Origin of the sequence: Dactylosporangium sp. NPDC050588, assembly GCF_040654975.1 — a bacterium.
GTDB classification, from domain to species: domain Bacteria; phylum Actinomycetota; class Actinomycetes; order Mycobacteriales; family Micromonosporaceae; genus Dactylosporangium; species Dactylosporangium maewongense.
The window spans coordinates 1-18,972 of sequence record NZ_JBFAJA010000154.1; the positions used below are offsets into that span (position 1 = coordinate 1).

Consider the following 18,972-nt stretch of genomic DNA (forward strand, 5'->3'; position numbering starts at 1 on the left):
CGCTCCACGATCCTCGCCGCCACCGCCGGCCTGCTGATGTCCCTGGACGGCATGCACTTCGTCCTCTCGCGGGCCGCGCTGCTGGACATCTTCCTCATGTTCTGGATCGTGGTCGCCTTCTACTTCCTGGTCCTGGACCGTTCCCACCGCCGCGCCCAGTGGCTCGCCGCCCTGGAGTCCGGCTCCTCCCACGTGCGGCTCGGCGTCCCCTGGTACCGGCTGGCGTGCGCCGTCTCGCTCGGGCTCGCGGCGGGCGTCAAGTGGAGCGCGCTGTGGTACATCCTGCTCTTCGCCGCCGCGATCGTCGTCTTCGACGCCGGAACCCGCCGCACCGCCGGCGTCTCCAACTACGTGAGCACCGCACTGCTTCGCGACGGCCGGTGGCTCCTCGTGTTCGGCGCGCTCATCGTCGTGACCTACCTCGCCACCTGGACCGGCTGGTTCGCCTCCGACGACGGCTACTTCCGGCACTGGTACGCGCAGGCGCACGGCCTCGGCAGCGACCGCCTCATCGACCCGCTGGTCAACCTGTGGCACTACCACCAGGAGGCGTACGGCTTCCACACCGGCCTGGACACCCCGCACCCCTACCAGTCCTGGCCGTGGATGTGGCTGCTGCTGGGCCGCCCCGTCAGCATGTACGTCAACACCGACGGCCCCTGCGACGCCGCCAGCTGCGTCTCCCAGGTGCTGCTGCTCGGCACCCCGGTCCTGTGGTGGTCGTTCCTGCCCGCTCTGGCCGCCCTCACCTGGCTCGCGATCGCCCGCCGCGACGGCCGCGCCTGGCTCATCCTGGCCTGCTCCCTCGCCGGCATCGTCCCCTGGTTCCAGTCCATGCCGGCCCACCGCACGATGTTCTACTTCTACGCCCTGCCCGCCGAGCCCTTCCTGATCCTCGCCGTCGTGTACGTCCTGGGCGCCATCATCGGCCCGCCCCGCCACGTCAACCCCGCCAGCGACCACCGCCTGATCGGCTCAATCGTCGCCGGCGCGTACGTCACCCTGGTCGCCATCTGCTTCGCCTACTTCTACCCCATCTACAGCGCCACCGTGATCACCAACGCCGAATGGCTCTCCCGCATGTGGCTAGGCTCCCGCTGGATATGACCCATCCCCTGCGAGGGGCAAGTGGCTAGCCTGGAGCAGTGGCTGACCTGGGGGAATGCGACTGATCTCGATGCGGGCGCGGGCGCGGGCGTGTCGCGGGAAGCGGTCCGGACCGACAGCCCTTGTTGCGGTTGCGATGTCGCCGCCGCGGGGCTGGGAAGACCCGTGGTCGCTTGCTTGCTGAGTGGGGCCCACGTGGCGGTGGGGTCTTCTGTTGTGTCGGGCGGGTTGTGGTCGCGACTGGTGCGACGGCCTTCTTCCCGGAGGTCGCGGTGAGCCCGATGCCGAGCGCGGAACCCGAAACCCGACGGAGGTCCGAGCCTCCGACCCGGCACGTGTGCACAGCTCAGCAGCATGCACCGGCGCCGGTGTGTCCGGTGTGGGGCACGCGCCCAGCCGGACGAACGGTCCAGGGCAGGCCACACCCCGAGCCGCGGGAACGGCCGGCGGGCATGCCCCGAGCCGCATGAGTGGTCCAGGGCCGCTGAGTCGGCACGGTGGACTGATCGTGGGGTGCCACGACGATGGCGGATGAAGTCGGGATACAACTGATCTCGATGCGGGCGCGGGCGCGGGCGTGTCGCGGGAAGCCGTCCGGACCGACAACCGTTGTTGAGGTTGCGATGTCGCCGCCACGGGGTGGGCATGCCCGTGGTCGCTTGCTGGGTGGGACCGCGGCGGCGGGCGGTCTTCTGCCGCGCAAGGCGGGCGGGCTGTGGGCGCGACTGATGCTGCGGGAACCTCCCAGGAGGTCGCGGTGGACCCGATGCCAAGCACGGAACCCGAAACCCGACCGCAGCGAGCACTGGCGCCGCAGCTGGGGCCGAGGCCGGCAGCCGGAGCTGGGACTGGCCGAGGAACGGGACCGGCGGCCGGGACCGTGGCTGGTGCGGCGGCCGGAGCGGAATCGGGAGCCGGCACGGAGGCGGGACCGAGGGCGGCGGCGGGCGTCGGAGTCGGAGGTGGCGGCGTGGGTGTGAGAGCTGGGATCACCGTCGTGATCGAAGCCGCAGCCGAAGCTGACGCCTCGGCGGCGGGGACCGCGATCCGAGCAGAGGTGGGGGCAGGCGTCCCGGCCGCGGCGGGCGGCACAGCCCCACCCGCAGCCAGCGGCACAGCCTGAGGTGCGGCTGGCGGCACAACCTGAGCAGCAGCCATCGCCACAGCCCGAGGTGCAACCGGCGGCACAGCCCCAGCCAGCGGCACAGCCCGACATGCAGCCAGCGGCACAGCCCGACGTGCAACCGGCGGCACAGCCCCAGCCAGCGGCACAGCCCGACGTGCAGCCAGCGGCGCAGCCCGACATGCAACCGGCGGCGCAGCCCGACATGCAACCGGCGCCACAGCCCCAGCCAGCGGCACAGCCCGACGTGCAACCGGCGGCGCAGCCCGACATGCAACCGGCGCCACAGCCCCAGCCAGCGGCACAGCCCGACGTGCAGCCAGCGGCACAGCCCGACGTGCAACCGGCGGCGCGACCCGACTCGCAGTCGGCGCCGCGGTCCGAGGGGCGGGTGGGGGCGGAGCGGCGGCGGGGCGCGGTACCGACGCCGCAGCAGGATGTGAGAGTGCTGCCGTGGACGGAGGTGGGGCTGTGGGGGCGGGCGTGTCGGGACGGCGGAGGGCGGGGCGAGGTGGCGGCGGGGTGGGGGCGGCGGCGAGGATGCGGGCGTTGCGGAGGCGGGTCAGTTTCGTGGCGTGGCGGGTGGCCAGGCCGTGGGCGCGGGCTTCGGCGAACTCAGCCCTGGCGCGGGAGCGGGCCTCGCGGCGGCGGGCGAACTCGGCTGCGGTGGCCGCGCGGCGGGCGGTGCCGTCCAGCTCGGCGATGGGCAAAGGTGGGCGTGGATCTGGTGCGGACAACGAGAAGCACGGGCGTGGCATTGGCGGCCTCCCCCTGGCCGATGCTTGCCTCAATTCTCCCGGCCCCCCAACCCGGCGTCCAGCGCCCACCGCCATCGTGCACGCTTTGTGACGGCCGAAGCACCGACCGTCAGAGGCGGGAGCGGAGGCGGCGGAGCATGCGGGCGTCCTCGAAGCCGGCGGCGCGGGCGGCGGACTCGACGGTGGCGCCGTGGCCGATGAGGTGTTCGGCGCGTTCGACCCGCAGGAGCTGCTGGTAGCGCAGCGGGGTCAGGCCGGTGGCGTCGCCGAAGAGGCGGGTGAGGGTGCGTTCGCTGACACCGGCCGTGGAGGCGAGGTCGCGGAGCGGGAGGCGGTCGGTGAAGCGGGCGTCGATGACGTCCTGGACGCGGTGGACGACGTCGGAGAGGTGGGCGCGGTGGCGGAGCATGGCGCTGTCCTGCGGGTCGTCGCCGTTGCGCCGGGCGTACACGACCATCTCGCGGGCGATCTGGGCGGCGGTGCCCGGGCCGTGGCGGGTGGCGACGAGGTGGAGCGCGAGGTCGATGCCGCTCGCGATGCCGGCGGAGGTGACGACGCGGTCGTCGATGACGAAGAGGACGTCCTTGAGGACCTTGGCGCGTGGGTACCGCGCAGCCAGCCGGTCCTGCAGCACATGGTGCGTGGTGCACCGGCGGCCGTCCAGGAGACCGGCCTGGCCGAGGGCGTCGGCGCCGGAGCAGACGCTGGCGCAGGTGCCGCCGGCCGCGTGGTGGGCGGCGAGCCAGGTACGGGCGGAAACGCTGAGACGGCCGTTCTGGGGGAAGCCGTGGCTGCGCCAGCCGGGCACCACGACCAGGTCGGACGGTGCCAGCGACGGCAGGCCCGTGGTCCGGCGGACCGGCAGGCCCTGGGCGGAGGGGACGTCGTCCTGCTCGGCCGCGTAGTCCAGCTCGTAGTCCAGGCCGAGGTCGCGGGCCGTGGAGAAGACCTGCGCGGGGCCGGCCAGGTCGAGCAGGTGCAGCTGCGGCACGAGCAGGAACACGACCTTCATCAGCCGATGAGCTCCTTCACCGTCGCGATGGTGGCGAAGCGGCCGGCGAGGGCGTACTCGGTGCGGGCGATGACCTCGTCGGTCCGCAGGGTGCGGGGGCTGGCGAGGATCTCGTCGTAGGGCAGGTCGCGCTCGTCGCGGTGCGGGATCGGGAACGTGGCGGTGGCCTCGGTGACGAACGTGACGTCATAGCCCAGGTCGCCGGCGACGCGCGTGGTGGTCTCGCAGCACAGCTCGGTCTGGATGCCGGTGACGACGAGGTGGCGGATGCCTTCGGTGGTGAGCAGCTGCTGCAGGCCGGTGGTGGTGAACGCGTTCGCGGAGGTCTTGGTGAGGACCGGCTCGTCCGGCAGCGGCTGCAGGCCCTCGATCGGGCGGACGTGCCCGTTGCGCGGGTCGAACACGTTGCCGACCTCGTGGTGCAGGATCCAGATGACGAGGTCGCCGCGGGTACGGGCGGCGTCGATCAACGGGTTGACCGTCGCGACGATGTCGGGGTTGGAGACGGCGGCCCAGCTGGGGCGCTGGCGGAAGGACTCCTGGATGTCGATGACGAGCAGCGCGCTTCTCATGACGACGATCCTGCGCCGCCGGGCGGCTCCGCGACAGGCACGGCCACGCCGGTAACCGGAACGATCTGGTCACGGGAAGGGCCCGCCGACATGCGCAGGGTCAGCCAGTACAGCAGCAGCAACAGCAACGCGAGGGCCAGCAGCGCCGACCCGAGGACGTTGACCCCGGCACGCGCGAGCAGGACGCCGATCGCGGTCGGGACGAGGGCGCCACCGAGCCCGGCGCCGGCGATCTGCAGCCCGATCGCCCGGTCGGCGTGCGCGGCCCCGACGCGGTCGGCGGTGGTGAGCGTGAGCAGCGGGAACACGGGGGCGGCGGCGAAGCCGATGATGCCGAGGCCGGTCGCGGCGAGCCAGCCGGGGCCGGGCAGCGCGACCAGGAACGCGCCGGCCGCCATGCCGGCCATGCACCCCACGATGACGCGGTTGACGCCGATCCGGTCGGCGACGGCGCCCTGCACGACGCGGCCGAGGAAGAGCATCGCCCAGTAGCCCGACACGCACACGCCGGCGACCGCGTCGCTCACGCCGCGGCCCTCGGTGAGCAGCAGGAACGCCCACAGGCCGGCGCCGGCCTCGACCGCGACGTAGACCCCGAACGCGACCACCTGCACCCACACCACCGGCATCCTGAGGGTGTCCCGGCCGCGTTGTGGCGTCTCGTGTACCGGCACCGGGGCCCTCCCCCAGCTGCGGGCCTTGACGACGAACGAGACCGACAGTGCCAGCTGGGCGGTGGCGACCAGGGCGTACCCGAGGCGCCACGGCGAGCCGCCGCTGATCACGGACGTCATGATGAGCGGTCCGATCGCGACACCGAGGCCGAAGCAGGCGTGCAGCCAGTTCATGTGGCGGGCGTTGAAGTTCGCGGCCGCGTAGGCGTTGAGCCCGGCGTCGATCGCGCCGCCGCCGAACCCGCCGAGCAGCGCGCACGGCACGACGAACCAGAGGCTGGGGGCGAGGGCGTACCCGGCGAGGGCGAGGCTCGTCGCGGCGGTGCTGCCGGCGAGGAGCCAGCCGACGCCGACCCGCCCGAGCAGGAACCCGGCGGCGACGCTGGAGGTGAGATAGCCGGTGGTCGCGGCGACGAGCAGGTAGCCGACGGACTCGGTCGACACGTGGAAGGTGCCGGCCATGAACGGCCAGCCGACGCCGAGGAGGCCGTCGGGAAGCCCGAGGCTGATGAACGCGAAGTAGGCCAGCACGAGCAGCGACGTTCTCACTCCGGCGATCTTACGGTGTCCAGTGAATGGGAATCGTCTCCCATTATTAGAGACGAGAATATTAGAGTCTGGGACATGGCCAACAACGTCTACACCCATGGACATCACGAGTCGGTCCTGCGCTCCCACCGCTGGCGCACCGCCGCGAACTCCGCCGCGTACCTGCTGCCGGTGCTCCGGCCGGGCATGACCCTGCTGGACGTCGGCGCCGGCCCCGGCACGATCACCGCCGACCTGGCTTTGGCGGTGGCCCCCGGCGCGGTGACCGCCCTGGAGGCGACCGCGGAAGCACTGGAGGTCACGAAGGCGGGGGTGCAGGGCGTCTCGTACGTCGTCGGCGACGTCCACGCGCTGGACTTCCCCGACGACAGCTTCGACGTGGTGCACGCCCACCAGGTGCTGCAGCACGTCGCGGACCCCGTGCAGGCACTGCGCGAGATGCGCCGGGTGTGCAAGCCCGGCGGTTACGTGGCCGCCCGGGACAGCGACTACGCGGCGTTCACCTGGTTTCCGCAGCTGCCGGAGCTGGACGAGTGGATGGCGCTGTACCAGCGGATGGCCCGCGCCAACAGCGGCGAGCCCGACGCCGGCCGCCGCCTGCTGTCATGGGCGCGCGCGGCGGGCTTCACCGACGTGACGGCGACAGCTTCGACGTGGTGCTTCGCCGACGACGAGGACCGCTCATGGTGGGGCGGCATGTGGGCGGACCGGGTCCGCACCTCGGCGATGGCGACGCAGGCCCTGGCGAGCGGCTCGACCCCATCAGACCTGCAGCGCCTCTCGGACGGCTGGCGCGCCTGGGCCGCCTCCCCCGACGGCTGGCTCTCCATCCTGCACGGCGAGATCCTGGCCCGGCCGTAAGCTCTACGGGTGGATCGCCCCCTCGTCACCGTGTGCCGCGACTGCTGCTGCGGCTCGCCGCGCAAGCACCCGGACGTCGACCACGCCGGCCAGGTGGCGCGGCTCCGCCAGGCACTCGGGGCGGCGGGGGTCCGGGTCAGCGGCTGCCTGGACGCGTGCGCCCGCTCCAACATCGTCGTCGTGCACCCCACCCCGTCCGCCCGGCGGGCGGGTGCCCGGCCGGTGTGGCTCGGCTACCTGCTCGACGACGCCGTCATCGACGACCTGACCGCCTGGGTCGAGGCCGGCGGCCCGGGGGTGGCCCCGCTGCCCGCGATCCTGGAGCTGTACCTGACAAAGGCACCCGCGGGGAGCGTCTAGGATTCTCTGAAGCGTTGGGTAATCGCGCACTCACGCCATCGGAGATCAATTAGGAACGTTGAGGTACGGTGGAAGACAAGCGGAGCCGCCGCCGGGAACGACAGCGCCGCCCCGCCGCTACGCAACGAACGCCGAACGTCAGCACTGCCCATTGCGGCGCCGCCACCCAGCCATCGCGCGCGTGTTGATGCCGTGGTGGATCGCGCGGTCCCTGGGTGTTGTGGTGGCTCGTCCGGGTCCGCCGGCCCTTGGGTGTCGTGGTGGCTCGTCCGGGTCCGCCGGCGTAGCCACAGCCCGGCTGCGGCCAGCGCCCGGCGACCGCCTCGGCGAGGGGCAGCGGGGTCGGCGCTGTCGTTCCCGGCGCGCGTCAATCCGGGACGGCTTGATCCGTGACGGCTTGATCGAACCGGCGGCCACCAGGACAGAGTTGAACCTGGGCCCGCGGCACCGAGCCCTCGATACCAAGAGCCCGGACCTGCGAACCGGACCTGCCGCGCGACGTCCCGCCACGAAGGCGGGTCAGGGCAGCGGCCGGGGCCGGTCAGGGGCGGCAGCCCCGGCAGCCAGAGACGACCGCCGATGGCGGTCAGAGGCGGCAGCCTGGGGCAGCCAGAGACGACGGCCTAGGGCAGCCAGAGACGACCGCCGAGAGCGGTCAGAGGCGGCAGCCGGGGCAGCCAGAGGCGACGCCCAGGGGCGGTCAGAGGGGCGGCGGAAGGTGAAGAGCGTGCAGGTCGGAAGCGCCGCTGCCCCGGGCGGGGTCAGGGGTAGCGGCGGGGGGTGAAGACGACGGGGGCGCCGTCGCCGCGGGTCAGGGTGCGGGTCTGGGACGAGCCGACGATGAGCAGGGTTCGCATGTCCACTTCGGACGGGTCCAGGTCGGCGAGGCGCACCACGCGGACGCGCTCCTGCGGGCCGCCGACGTCGCGGCCCAGGACGACCGGGGTTTCCGGGGAACGGTGGCGCAGCAGCAGGTCGCGGGCGGCCTCGACCTGCCAGGTGCGGCTCTTCGAGCCCGGGTTGTAGATGGCGATGACGAGGTCGGCGCCGGCCGCGGCCTCGAGGCGGGCGGCGATGACGTCCCACGACTTCAGGCGGTCGGACAGCGACAGCACGCAGAAGTCGTGGCCGAGGGGGGCGCCCGCGCGGCTCGCCACCGCCTGGGCGGCGGTCAGGCCGGGCAGGACGCGCACCGGGACGTCCTTCCAGCGGGGTTCGGCGGCGATCTCCAGTACCGCTGCCGCCATCGCGAACACGCCCGGATCGCCGGACGACACGACGGCGACGCGGCGGCCGTCCTTCGCGAGGGACAAGGCGAACTCGGCGCGCTCCGACTCGACCTTGTTGTCGGAGGCGTGCCGGCGCTGGCGGGGGTTGGCCGGGATCCGGGCCAGGTACGGGGCGTAGCCGACGAGGTCGGAGGCGGCCTCGACCGCGGCCAGGGCCTCGGGGGTGAGCCAGTCCCGGCCGGCCGGGCCGAGCCCCACGACGACGACCTCGCCGGCGGCGACCGCGGGCGGCGTGGACCGCAGCGCCGACGCCGTCTCCTCGTGCATGCGGCTCGGCAGCAGGGCGATGGAGAAGTACGGCACCTCGGCCGGGTCCACAGTGGACAGCGGGGCGACGCGCTCGTTGGCGGTGGTGGCGCGCTCGACGTACCAGGCGTCGTCGAGGCGGCCGGCGCGCTCCAGGGCGTCCCGGACGGCCCCGAACGTGCGGCCGAGCTTCATGACGGCGGCGGAGTCGGTACTGGCGAGCCGCGCGGCCAGGTCATCGACGGGCAGCGTGCCGGGCAGCACGGTGAGCACCTCGTCGCGCTCGACCAAGGGGCGGCCGAGCACCGCGGACGCGCCCGAGACCGAGGTGACGCCCGGCACGACCTCCGTCGCGTAGGCGTGCGAAAGGCGCTTGTGCATGTGCATGTACGAGCCGTAGAAGAACGGGTCGCCCTCGCAGAGCACGACCACGTCACGGCCGGCGTCGAGGTGCGCGGCGAGCCGGGCCGCCCACGCGTCGTAGTGCTCCTCGATGAGGGCCCGGTAGTCGCGGACCTCCTCGGTGGTGACCGGGTAGACGAGCGCCTCTTCGATCTGACCGTCGCGCAGGTACGGCGCGGCGATCGAACGGGCGATGCTGCGCCCGTGGCGGGCGCTGTGAAACGCGACGACGGGTGCCGCGGCGATGAGCCGGGCCGCCTTCACCGTCACGAGCTCCGGGTCGCCGGGGCCGAGTCCTACGCCGTACAACCGACCGGTGTCCACTGTGGTCATTCCTTCTCGTCCGCGATGGCGTTGACGGCGGCGGCCGTCATCGCGCTGCCGCCCCGGCGGCCGTGCACGACCAGATGCGGCAGGTCGGACGCCGCGAGCGCGACCTTCGACTCGGCCGCGCCGATGAACCCGACGGGGATGCCCAGCACGGCCGCGGGCCGGGGCGCGCCGGCCGCGACCATCTCCAGGAGCCGGAACAGCGCCGTCGGCGCGTTGCCGATCGCGACGACCGCGCCGTCGAGGCGCGGACCCCACAGGTCGAGGGCGGCGGCGCTGCGGGTGGTGCCCAGCTCGTGGGCGAGCGCCGGGACCCGCGGGTCGCGCAGCGTGCACAGGACCTCGTTGTCGCGGGGCAGCCTGGCGCGGGTCACGCCGGAGGCGACCATCTCCGCGTCGCACAGGATCGGGGCGCCGTCGCGCAGGGCGGCGCGGGCGAGGCACACGACGTCCGCGCTGTACCCGACGTCACCGGCGAGGTCGACCATGCCGCACGCGTGGATCATGCGGACGGTGACCTGGGCGACGTCGGCGGGCAGCGCGGACAGGTCGGCCTCGGCGCGGATCGTCGCGAACGACCGCCGGTAGATCTCCGCGCCGTCCTTGACGTAGTCGAAACCACCGTCCGTGACGAAACCGGAGGCGCCGCCCTGGACGGCGCCGTCTGCGACGGACTCCTGAGCCGTCATGACAGCACCCGGTAGCCGTCGGCGGTCGCGAGCATCTCCACGTGCCTTCCCTTCGGTGCGCCGCAGCGCCGTTCGCAGCCGACCCAGTGCACCGGCAACGCATGGTCGAGACCGCCGAGGACGGCCGCGCGGGCGTCGGCGCGCACGTCGGCGAGGGCCTTCGCGCAGCCGGGCCGGCCGGCGCACGCCGTGACCCCGGCCCACGGCGTCGCGGGGTCGGTGCCGAGGCCGGCGGTCGTCAGCAGTGACTCGAGACGTCCAGCTTCTTCGACCGGCACGTCGGGCACGACGACGGTCCGCCACGGCGTGACGATGATCTCCCCCGACGCCGCCGCGACGAGCGCCGCCGACTGCTCCGGTGTCAGCAGCCCGAGTGGTACGACCACCGTCAGCGCGACCGGTCCCCCGACCTGCGGGGTCCGTCCGACCGCCGGCCCGGGCGAGCCTACGAACTGGTCAACGTCTGTACCGAGGGCGAACCCCAGGCGGGCCGCCACCCGGGCCGGGCCGTCGGTCAGCTCGGCCAGCCGCCACGCGGTGCCGCCCTGCGCCGCGCGCTCGTCCAGGAACGCCCGGGACGCCCGGAGCAGCAGCTCAGCGGGGTCGTCACCGGCCCGGCCCGCGGTCGGGAGCCCGGCGAGGAGGAGGCGGTCGCCGTGCAGGCCGACGTCGCCGCCGAGCGGGGACACGTCGCCGCGCCCGTCGTCGACGGTCACCAGGAACCGGCCGGGCAGCGCCGCCAGGGCGGGGTCGGCGCACAGCCCGGCGTCGAACGCGGCCACCACCGGCCGCACGTCCAGCTCGCCGAGGCCGTCGCGGCCGCTGAGCGGGCTGGCGATGATGTTGCGGACCCGCTCGTGGGTGTCCGACGGCAGCAGTCCCGCGGCGGTGAGCCTGGCCGCCAGCTCCGGCGACGCGTCCGGCCGCAGCCCTCTGATCTGCACGTTTCCGCGCGAGGTGAGCTCCAGGGCGGGGTCGCCGAGGTCCGCGGCGGCGGCGCGGAGGACCTCGAGGGCGGGGACGGGCAGCCGCCCGCCGGGCAGCCTGACGCGGGCCAGGCCACCGTCGGCCGCCGCGTGGACCTGCACGGCACCCGGGCACCGGTCCGGAGCGTCACGTCCACTGGCAGCCTGCACGCGCCGGATACTACTGCGCAGCACCCCGCCCGACCCAAGGAAGCCGACACCGAGGTGGGACGGGCGAGCTTGACGCAAGGAAGCCGTGACCGGCAGAGTTGGCGGTGCTGTACGGCGACGTGTGGAGGAAGCCGGTGTGAATCCGGCGCGGTCCCGCCACTGTGACCGGGGAGTGGACCTCCGACGACGGCCACCGGGCCCAGCGCCCCGGAGGCCGGAGACGACGGCCACCGGGTGCGAGCCCGGGAAGGCCGGAGGCGAGCGCCGATCCGGGAGCCAGGAGACTCTCCGCCGCCGGACCTTTCCCGACCGACTTGGGGCGCGGACCCCGAGGGAGGACCCCGGCGTGATCCTGCTGCTGTCGACGTCCGACACCGACCTGCTCAGCGCCCGTGCGAGCGGCGCGGCGTTCCGGCTGGCCAACCCGTCCCGCCTCACCGTGGAGGAGCTGCCGGCCCTGGCCGACGGTGCCGACCTGGTCGTGGTGCGGTTCCTGGGCGGCTACCGCGACTGGCAGGAGGGGTTCGACACGCTGCTGCGCCTGCCGGCGCCGGTGGTGCTGCTCGGCGGTGAGTCGCTGCCCGACGCGGAGCTGATGCGCCGCTCGACGGTGCCCGCCGGCGTCGCCGCGGAGGCCCACGCCTACTTCACCGAGGGCGGCCCCGCCAACCTCGCCGAGCTGCACAACTTCCTCTCCGACACGGTCCTGCTGACCGGCCACGGGTTCGCGCCGCCGGTGCAGACCCCCGCGTGGGGGGAGCTGGACCGGGAGTCCAAGGCCGACGGTCCGACCGTCGGGATCATCTACTACCGGGCGCACCACCTGGCGGGAAACACCGCGTTCGTGGAGACGCTCTGCGAGGCCGTCGAGGACGCGGGCGGGCGGGCCCTGCCGGTGTTCGCCTCGTCGCTGCGGGCCGCCCCGGCGGAGCTGCTCGACACGCTGCGGCAGGCGGACGCGCTGGTCGTCACGGTCCTCGCCGCGGGTGGCACCCGGCCCGCCGACGCGCAGGCCGGCGGCGAGGACGAGGCGTGGGACGTCGGCGCCCTGGCCGCGCTCGACGTGCCGATCCTGCAGGGGCTGTGCCTCACGAGCTCCCGCGACACCTGGGACGCCAACGACGACGGGCTGTCGCCGCTGGACACCGCGACGCAGGTCGCGATCCCGGAGTTCGACGGCCGGATCATCACGGTGCCGTTCTCGTTCAAGGAGATCGACGCCGACGGCCTCACCGTGTACGTCGCCGACCGGGAGCGGGCCGGCCGGGTCGCCGGGACCGCGGTCGCGCACGCCCGGCTGCGGCACCTGCGGCCCGAGGACCGCAAGATCGTGCTGATGCTCAGCGCGTACCCGACGAAGCACGCGCGGATCGGCAACGCGGTCGGCCTCGACACGCCCGCGAGCGTCGTGCGGCTGCTCGATGCGATGCACGCGCAGGGGTACGTCGGCGCCGACGGCTTCCCGAAGGACGGCGACGCGCTGATGCACACGCTCATCGCCGCCGGCGGGCAGGACGTGAACTGGCTCACCGAGGATCAGCTGCGCGGCAACCCGATCCGGATCTCCGCCGCCCGGTACCGGAGCTGGTTCGACACGCTCCCCGCCGACCTGCGGGAGGAGATGGAGCGGCACTGGGGGCCGGCGCCCGGTGAGCTGTTCGTCGACACGTCCCGCGACCCCGGCGGCGAGATCGTCCTCGCCGCGCTGCGCGAGGGCAACGTCGTGGTGATGGTGCAGCCGCCGCGCGGCTTCGGGGAGAACCCCGTCGCGATCTACCACGACCCCGACCTGCCGCCGAGCCACCACTACCTGGCCGCGTACCGGTGGCTCGCCGACGAGTTCGGTGCGCACGCGGTCGTGCACGTCGGCAAGCACGGCAACCTCGAGTGGCTGCCGGGCAAGACGGTCGGGATGTCCGCCTCGTGCGGTGCCGACGCGGCCCTGGGCAACCTGCCGCTGATCTACCCGTTCCTGGTCAACGACCCCGGCGAGGGCACCCAGGCGAAGCGGCGGGCGCACGCCACCCTGGTCGACCACCTGATCCCGCCGATGGCGCGCGCCGAGTCGTACGGTGACATCGCCCGCCTCGAGCAGCTCCTGGACGAGCACTCGACGATCGCGGCCCTCGACCCGGCGAAGCTGCCGGCGATCCGCGGGCAGATCTGGACGCTGCTGCAGGCGGCGCGGCTCGACCACGACCTGGGCCTGGCGGACCGGCCGGGTGACGACGGGTTCGACGAGCTGATCCTGCACATCGACGGCTGGCTCTGCGAGATCAAGGACGTGCAGATCCGCGACGGGCTGCACGTGCTCGGCGTCGCGCCGGCGGGCGAGGCGCGGGTCGACCTGGTCCTCGCCATGCTGCGGGCGCGGCAGCTGTGGGGCGGCACGGTCGCGCTGCCCGGCCTGCGCGAGGCCCTCGGCCTGACCGAGGGCTCGACCGCGCGCGTGTCGGTCGACGAGGCCGAGTCGCAGGCCCGCGCCCTGGTGGCGGAGATGGAGTCACGGGGCTGGCCCACCACCGACATCTCCGACATTTCGGATTTGCCGGATGTGGTACGGGTGCTGGAGTTCGCCGCACGGGAGATCGTGCCGCGGCTGTCCCGTACCGGCGACGAACTGACGATGGTCCTGCATGCGCTGGACGGAGGGTATGTCCCGGCGGGGCCGAGCGGGTCGCCGCTGCGCGGGCTGATCAACGTCCTGCCGACCGGGCGCAACTTCTACTCCGTCGACCCGAAGGCGATCCCGAGCCGGCTCGCGTGGGAGACGGGTCAGGCGATGGCCGACTCGCTGCTCGCCCGCTACAAGGCCGACCACGGTGCGTGGCCGCGCTCCGTCGGCCTGTCGATGTGGGGCACCAGCGCCATGCGGACCGCCGGCGACGACATCGCCGAGGCGCTCGCGCTGCTCGGTGTCCAGCCCGTCTGGGACGACGCGTCCCGCCGGGTGGTCAGCCTCTCCCCCGTCGACCTCGCCGAGCTGGGCCGCCCCCGCATCGACGTCACGATGCGCATCAGCGGCTTCTTCCGCGACGCGTTCCCGCACGTGGTCGCGCTGCTGGACGACGCGGTGCAGCTGGTCGCCGCGCTGGAGGAGTCCCCCGACGACAACTACGTCCGCGCCCACGTCGCCGCCGACGTGGCCGCGCACGGCGACGAGCGGCGCGCCACGCTGCGCGTCTTCGGGTCCAAGCCGGGCGCGTACGGCGCCGGCATCCTCCCCCTCATCGACAGCCGTAACTGGCGCGACGACGCCGACCTGGCCGAGGTGTACGCGGTGTGGGGCGGCTACGCGTACGGCCGCGGCCTGGACGGGCTGCCCGCCCGGGGCGACATGGAAGGCGCGTACAAGCGGATCAGCGTCGCGGTCAAGAACACCGACACCCGCGAGCACGACATCGCCGACTCCGACGACTACTTCCAGTACCACGGCGGCATGATCGCCACCGTCCGCGCGCTGACCGGCCGCGCCCCCGCCGCGTACGTCGGCGACAGCACCAACCCCGACGCCGTGCGCACCCGCACCCTGAGCGAGGAGACCGCCCGCGTCTTCCGCGCCCGCGTCGTCAACCCCCGCTGGCTCGCCGCCATGCGCCGCCACGGCTACAAGGGCGCCTTCGAGCTCGCCGCCACCGTCGACTACCTGTTCGGCTTCGACGCCACCGCCGGCGTCGTCGCAGACTGGATGTACGAGAAGCTCGCCGAGTCCTACGTCTTCGACCCCGAGAACCGCAAGTTCCTCAACGAGTCCAACCCGTGGGCCCTGCACGGCATCACCGAACGCCTCCTGGAAGCCGCCGACCGCAACCTCTGGGAACACCCGGAGCAGTCCACCCTGGACGCCTTGCGCCAGGTGTACCTCGAAACCGAAGGCGACCTCGAGGACGGTCACTGAGTTAGTGGCTCCGGATCCACCACTGCCGCGGCGGCCCCCGGTGATCGAAGGACGGATCTGGCCGCCGGGATGGCCGTTTCGTCCTTCGATCAAGGACGGCGGCGGCTGGTCAGGAGGCGGCGAGGCGGAGGATGACCTCGGCGGCGCGGTCGATGTCTGACTCGTCGGTGGTGTGGTTGCTGACGGAGAAGCGCATAGCGGGACTGCCCTGCCAGGTGGTGCCGCTGACCCAGCAGGTGCCTTCCTCGCGGACGCGGGTGATGAGGTCGAAGGTCTGCGGGCCGAAGGTGAGCAGGACCTGGTTGAGGACGACCTCGTTGAGGACCGCGTCGCCCATGCGGGTGGCGAAGCGGGTGGCGAGCTCGCAGGTGCGGTCGATGAGGGCCTCGACGCCGTCCCGGCCGAGGGTGCGCAGGGCCGCGTACACGGGGAAGCCGCGCGCACGGCGGGAGAACTCCGGGTTGTGGTCGAGGGCGTCGCGTTCGTCGCCGCCCGCGTGGACGAGGTAGGCGGCGCGGACGCCCATGGCGGCGCGGTGGGCCTGGGGGTGGGCGCAGAAGACGAGGCCGGAGTCGTACGGGACGTTGAGCCACTTGTGGGCGTCGGTGGTCCAGGAGTCGGCCCGGTCGACGCCTGTCACGAGGTGGCGGTGGCGGGAGCTGGCCGCGGCCCACAGGCCGAAGGCGCCGTCGACGTGGACCCAGGCACCGGACGCGTGCGCGATGTCGCAGATCGCGGCGATCGGGTCGCACGCGCCGGTGTTGACGTTGCCCAGCTGGGCGCAGACGATGACCGGGCCGTCGATGTCGTCGAGCGCGGTGCGCAGCGCGTCCGGCTGCATGCGGCCCTGGTCGTCGACGTCCACCGGCACCAGCGCGGCGGTGCCGATGCCGAGGAACCGCAGCGCGCGGTCGATGGTCGAGTGCCGGTCGGCGCCGGCGACGACCGTGATGCGCGGGGCGCCGTGCAGGCCGCCGGCCTCGACGTCCCAGCCGGCGCGGCGCAGGACCTCGTGGCGGGCGGCGGCGAGCGCAGTCACGTGGCTCATCTGCGCGCCGGTGACGAAGCCGACCGAGGTGTGCGCCGGCAGGCCGAACAGGTCGCGGAGCCAGCCGCCGGCGACCTCCTCGACGACCGCGGCGGACGGGCCTGCGGCGTAGAGGCCCGCGTTCTGGTCCCAGGTCGCGGTGAGCCAGTCGGCGGCGAGCGCGGCCGGTGTCGCGCCGCCGATGACGAACCCGAAGAACCGGCCGCTCGGCGACGCGACGATCCCGGCGTCGGCCGCGGCGGCGAGCCGGGCGATCACCTCACGCGCGTCGGTGCCCTTGCCGGGCAGCGGCCCGCCGAGCGCCGCCCGCAGCTCGTCCGGGCCGGCGCCGCTGCCGACCGGGCGGGACGGGAGACCGGTCAGGAAGCGGGTCGCCTGCTCGTACGCCTCGGTGAGCGGGCCGTGCCAGTCGGGTTGCTCCATGCGTCCCATACTGTCCCGGCCGCCCTGGGAGAGCTAGAGAATGCCGAGGATCGAGCACGCTGCCGCGGATGAGGGCGGGCAGCCCGGCCGACGCCGTCGACATGTCACCCGTTCAGTGCGCTCATGCACGATTTCTGCGGTACCGGCCGGGGGCGGCGCCGTGCTGCCGTTTGAACGCGGCGGCGAAGGCGAACTCCGACGAGTAGCCGACGCGGGCCGCGACGGCGCTCAGCGGCGCGCCGGACTCCTGCAGCAGGCGCGCGGCGGTGGTCATCCGCCACCACGTCAGGTACGTCAGCGGCGGCTGGCCGAGGAGCTGGGTGAACCGGCGGGCGAACGGGGTCCGGGACAGCCCGGCCTCGGCGGCCAGGGTGGCGACGGTCCACGGGTGGCCCGGGTCGCGGTGCATGGCCTGCAGGGCAGCGGCGACGGCCGGGTCGTTGAGCGCCGCCGCCCACCCTGCGGCGGCCGCACGGAGAGGCTGCCGCTCGATCCAGGCTCGCAGGACGTGCAGCAGCAGCGTGTCGAGCAGGGCGGGGACGATCGCGGCGGTGCCGAGGCGGGGGCGCTCCAGCTCACCGGCGAGCAGGTCCACGGTCGCGCGCAGCTCGGGGTGCCGGCCCAGGTGCGCGGGCAGGTGGATGAGCTCCGGCAGGTCCCGCAGCAGCGGGTGGACGCGGGTCCCGTCCAGCTGGTAGCCGCCGCACAGCGTGACCGTGGCGGGGCCGGCGCCGTCGGCGGTGTCGGCGGTGTCGGCGGTGTCGGCGACATACGGTTGGAGCGCCCTGGGGTCGGCCGGGTCGCAGGCGGGCGCCGGCGGTGTCCGCGGGTCGTCCGCGAGCGTGTGGCCGTGCCCGTGCGGGCGCAGCACCACATCCCCGGGCGCGAGGGCGACCGGCTCGCCCTGCGGCCTGATGAGCCAGCACGATCCCTGCAGGATCACCTGGAAGCCCGCGGACCCCGGCACCGGCGCGAACTCCTGCGCCCACGGCGCGCGCCACGCCACCCGTGCCGACCGCGGCTGCCCCGTCCGCATCACCGCAATCACGTCGCTGAGCACGTCCATCCCGCCGATCGTACCGATGCGGGACGATCACGCATGAAACAAGGCTTTCCAAGCATGGTTCGTCCCACGCCTTCGCCATAGGTTCGACCGGTGAGAGCCATGCGAATCCATGTGTACGGCGACGCTTCGGTCATCCGCGCCGAGGATGTGCCCCGCCCGTCCGCCGGTCCGGGTGAGGTCCTGCTGCGGGTCGCCGCGACGTCGTTCAACCCGTCGGACGTGGGCCTGCGCCGCGGGCTGCTGCGGTCCGTCCTGCCGGTCGACCTGCCGCTCACGCTCGGCAGTGAGGTCGCCGGCACCGTCGTCGAGGTGGGCCACGGCGTGCACACCCTCGCCGCCGGCGCCCCGGTGATCGGCCGGGTCGACAGCGGCGGCACGGCAGCGGAGTTCGTCACCGCCGCGGCGGACACGCTCGTCGCCGCGCCCGCCACCGTCCCACTCGCCCACGCGGCCGCCGTCCCCGTCGCCGGCCTGACCGCCTGGCAGGCCGTGTTCGACCACGCGAACGTCACGCCCGGCCAGCGGGTCCTGGTCAACGGCGCGGGCGGCGGCGTCGGCGGGTTCGCGGTCCAGCTCGCCAGGCACGCCGGCGCGCACGTGATCGCCACGGCCGGGCCACGCAGCGCCGCCACCGTCCGCCGCCTCGGCGCACACCAGGTCGTCGACTACACGACCACCTCGCTCGCCGCCGCCCTCGACGAACCCGTCGACGCCGTCCTCAACCTCGTCGCCCTCGACCCGCGGCACGCCGCCGCGACGCTTCTGCCCCTCCTGCGCCCCGGCGGCGTCGCAGTGTCCGCCACGGTGCCGATCCCCGTCCCCGCCGGCTCCTCGCTGACCACCGTGCAGTTCGTCGCCCGCAACGACACCACGCAGCTCGCCGCGCTGGTCGCCCTCATCGACACCGGCACGGTCCACCTGGACGTCACCGCCACCCGCCCGCTCACCGACCTGCCCGCCGTCCACGTCGCCGCCGAGTCCGGCCAGATCCGCGGCAAGACCGTCCTCGTGCCCTGACGGCCCTGCTCTGGTGGCTCCAGAACCGCTGACCATCGGGCGCCACGATCGAAGGACGGGAACGGTCACCCGAACGACCGGATTCGTCCTTGGATCAACGAAGGGTTGGGTCACGCAGTGGCGGCGTCCTCGGTCAAGGGCAGCGCGACGCGCGCCTGGCGTTCGGTGCTCAGTCCACGCGACAGTTCCCGCACGCCACCCCAGACCATCGGCGCCATGATCCAAGGACGGAAACGGTCACCCCATGGCGGACAGGCCGGCGCTGTTACCGGGGTCGGGGTGGCCGCGGGATGCGCGCGTGAGCGGCATCCTGCCGCGCGCGAGCGCAGGCAGTGCGCCGCGGAGCGGCGCATTGGGGTGCGGGTGAGAATCCCCGCCGGGACCCGCCGCGAAGCGGTGGGGCGGAGACACA

At 73.8% G+C, this 18,972-nt stretch carries 14 protein-coding genes and 1 riboswitch; of the genes, 5 read left to right on the forward strand and 9 right to left on the reverse strand.

Features of this window, described 5'->3' with window-relative positions:
- Nucleotides 1-1,107: phospholipid carrier-dependent glycosyltransferase (locus tag AB0I21_RS55265; RefSeq protein ID WP_360573758.1), on the forward strand; the 1,107-nt coding region annotated here is incomplete at its 5' end.
- A 989-nt stretch (nucleotides 1,108-2,096) separates the two neighbouring features.
- On the opposite strand, the gene AB0I21_RS55270 is transcribed toward AB0I21_RS55265, so the two are convergent.
- The 4 genes from AB0I21_RS55270 to AB0I21_RS55285 all read right to left on the reverse strand — a co-directional run bounded on the left by AB0I21_RS55270 (nucleotide 2,097) and on the right by AB0I21_RS55285 (nucleotide 5,795).
- Nucleotides 2,097-2,573, reverse strand: coding sequence for a hypothetical protein (locus tag AB0I21_RS55270; protein ID WP_360573760.1), 477 nt, complete (start codon nucleotides 2,571-2,573; stop codon nucleotides 2,097-2,099).
- 524 nt (nucleotides 2,574-3,097) lie between these two features.
- Nucleotides 3,098-4,000, reverse strand: coding sequence for a DJ-1/PfpI family protein (locus tag AB0I21_RS55275; RefSeq protein ID WP_360573762.1), 903 nt, complete (start codon nucleotides 3,998-4,000; stop codon nucleotides 3,098-3,100).
- On the reverse strand, nucleotides 4,000-4,572 hold the full coding sequence (locus AB0I21_RS55280; RefSeq protein ID WP_344502464.1) for an isochorismatase family protein: 573 nt from the start codon (nucleotides 4,570-4,572) through the stop codon (nucleotides 4,000-4,002). Before AB0I21_RS55280 ends, AB0I21_RS55275 begins: the two co-directional genes overlap by 1 nt.
- Entirely contained in the window at nucleotides 4,569-5,795 is a 1,227-nt protein-coding gene (locus AB0I21_RS55285; protein ID WP_360573765.1) for an MFS transporter, read from the reverse strand. Before AB0I21_RS55285 ends, AB0I21_RS55280 begins: the two co-directional genes overlap by 4 nt.
- Before the next feature lie 75 nt (nucleotides 5,796-5,870).
- Between AB0I21_RS55285 and AB0I21_RS55290 the strand changes: the two genes are divergently transcribed.
- Both AB0I21_RS55290 and AB0I21_RS55295 read left to right on the forward strand, forming a co-directional pair.
- Complete coding sequence (locus tag AB0I21_RS55290; RefSeq protein WP_360573767.1) at nucleotides 5,871-6,656, forward strand: methyltransferase domain-containing protein; 786 nt, start codon at nucleotides 5,871-5,873, stop codon at nucleotides 6,654-6,656.
- Between the two features lie 9 nt (nucleotides 6,657-6,665).
- Complete coding sequence (locus AB0I21_RS55295) at nucleotides 6,666-7,016, forward strand: hypothetical protein (RefSeq protein ID WP_360573769.1); 351 nt, start codon at nucleotides 6,666-6,668, stop codon at nucleotides 7,014-7,016.
- A gap of 761 nt (nucleotides 7,017-7,777) precedes the next feature.
- On the opposite strand, the gene AB0I21_RS55300 is transcribed toward AB0I21_RS55295, so the two are convergent.
- Genes AB0I21_RS55300 through AB0I21_RS55310 form a run of 3 tightly spaced genes read right to left on the reverse strand, consistent with a single transcriptional unit; the run spans nucleotide 7,778 to nucleotide 11,108 of the window.
- Complete coding sequence (locus AB0I21_RS55300) at nucleotides 7,778-9,286, reverse strand: precorrin-2 C(20)-methyltransferase (protein WP_360573771.1); 1,509 nt, start codon at nucleotides 9,284-9,286, stop codon at nucleotides 7,778-7,780.
- Nucleotides 9,283-9,972: a precorrin-8X methylmutase gene (locus AB0I21_RS55305; protein ID WP_360573773.1), complete on the reverse strand. Its 690-nt coding sequence runs from the start codon at nucleotides 9,970-9,972 to the stop codon at nucleotides 9,283-9,285. The genes AB0I21_RS55300 and AB0I21_RS55305 overlap by 4 nt, the downstream gene beginning before the upstream one ends.
- Nucleotides 9,969-11,108, reverse strand: coding sequence for a precorrin-3B synthase (locus tag AB0I21_RS55310; RefSeq protein ID WP_360573775.1), 1,140 nt, complete (start codon nucleotides 11,106-11,108; stop codon nucleotides 9,969-9,971). Before AB0I21_RS55310 ends, AB0I21_RS55305 begins: the two co-directional genes overlap by 4 nt.
- Nucleotides 11,109-11,193: 85 nt before the next feature.
- A riboswitch (cobalamin riboswitch) is annotated at nucleotides 11,194-11,416 on the forward strand.
- 38 nt (nucleotides 11,417-11,454) lie between these two features.
- Here AB0I21_RS55310 and cobN point away from each other — a divergent pair.
- Nucleotides 11,455-15,006, forward strand: coding sequence for a cobaltochelatase subunit CobN (gene cobN / locus AB0I21_RS55315; protein WP_360573777.1), 3,552 nt, complete (start codon nucleotides 11,455-11,457; stop codon nucleotides 15,004-15,006).
- A 109-nt stretch (nucleotides 15,007-15,115) separates the two neighbouring features.
- On the opposite strand, the gene AB0I21_RS55320 is transcribed toward cobN, so the two are convergent.
- On the reverse strand, nucleotides 15,116-16,477 hold the full coding sequence (locus AB0I21_RS55320) for an aminotransferase class V-fold PLP-dependent enzyme (protein ID WP_360573779.1): 1,362 nt from the start codon (nucleotides 16,475-16,477) through the stop codon (nucleotides 15,116-15,118).
- 121 nt (nucleotides 16,478-16,598) lie between these two features.
- Complete coding sequence (locus AB0I21_RS55325; RefSeq protein WP_360573781.1) at nucleotides 16,599-17,543, reverse strand: AraC family transcriptional regulator; 945 nt, start codon at nucleotides 17,541-17,543, stop codon at nucleotides 16,599-16,601.
- A gap of 99 nt (nucleotides 17,544-17,642) precedes the next feature.
- Between AB0I21_RS55325 and AB0I21_RS55330 the strand changes: the two genes are divergently transcribed.
- Nucleotides 17,643-18,560, forward strand: coding sequence for an NADP-dependent oxidoreductase (locus tag AB0I21_RS55330; protein WP_360573783.1), 918 nt, complete (start codon nucleotides 17,643-17,645; stop codon nucleotides 18,558-18,560).
- Nucleotides 18,561-18,972: the final 412 nt, after the last annotated feature.

What these genes read in the sequence shown, in the direction of transcription:
- AB0I21_RS55275 (WP_360573762.1), bottom strand. Translation starts at nt 4,000, where the DNA reads ATGAAGGTCGTGTTCCTGCTCGTGCCGCAGCTGCACCTGCTCGACCTG.
- AB0I21_RS55280 (WP_344502464.1), bottom strand. Translation starts at nt 4,572, where the DNA reads ATGAGAAGCGCGCTGCTCGTCATCGACATCCAGGAGTCCTTCCGCCAG.
- AB0I21_RS55290 (WP_360573767.1), top strand. Translation starts at nt 5,871, where the DNA reads ATGGCCAACAACGTCTACACCCATGGACATCACGAGTCGGTCCTGCGC.
- AB0I21_RS55300 (WP_360573771.1), bottom strand. Translation starts at nt 9,286, where the DNA reads ATGACCACAGTGGACACCGGTCGGTTGTACGGCGTAGGACTCGGCCCC.
- AB0I21_RS55305 (WP_360573773.1), bottom strand. Translation starts at nt 9,972, where the DNA reads ATGACGGCTCAGGAGTCCGTCGCAGACGGCGCCGTCCAGGGCGGCGCC.
- AB0I21_RS55320 (WP_360573779.1), bottom strand. Translation starts at nt 16,477, where the DNA reads ATGGAGCAACCCGACTGGCACGGCCCGCTCACCGAGGCGTACGAGCAG.
- AB0I21_RS55325 (WP_360573781.1), bottom strand. Translation starts at nt 17,543, where the DNA reads ATGGACGTGCTCAGCGACGTGATTGCGGTGATGCGGACGGGGCAGCCG.
- AB0I21_RS55330 (WP_360573783.1), top strand. Translation starts at nt 17,643, where the DNA reads ATGCGAATCCATGTGTACGGCGACGCTTCGGTCATCCGCGCCGAGGAT.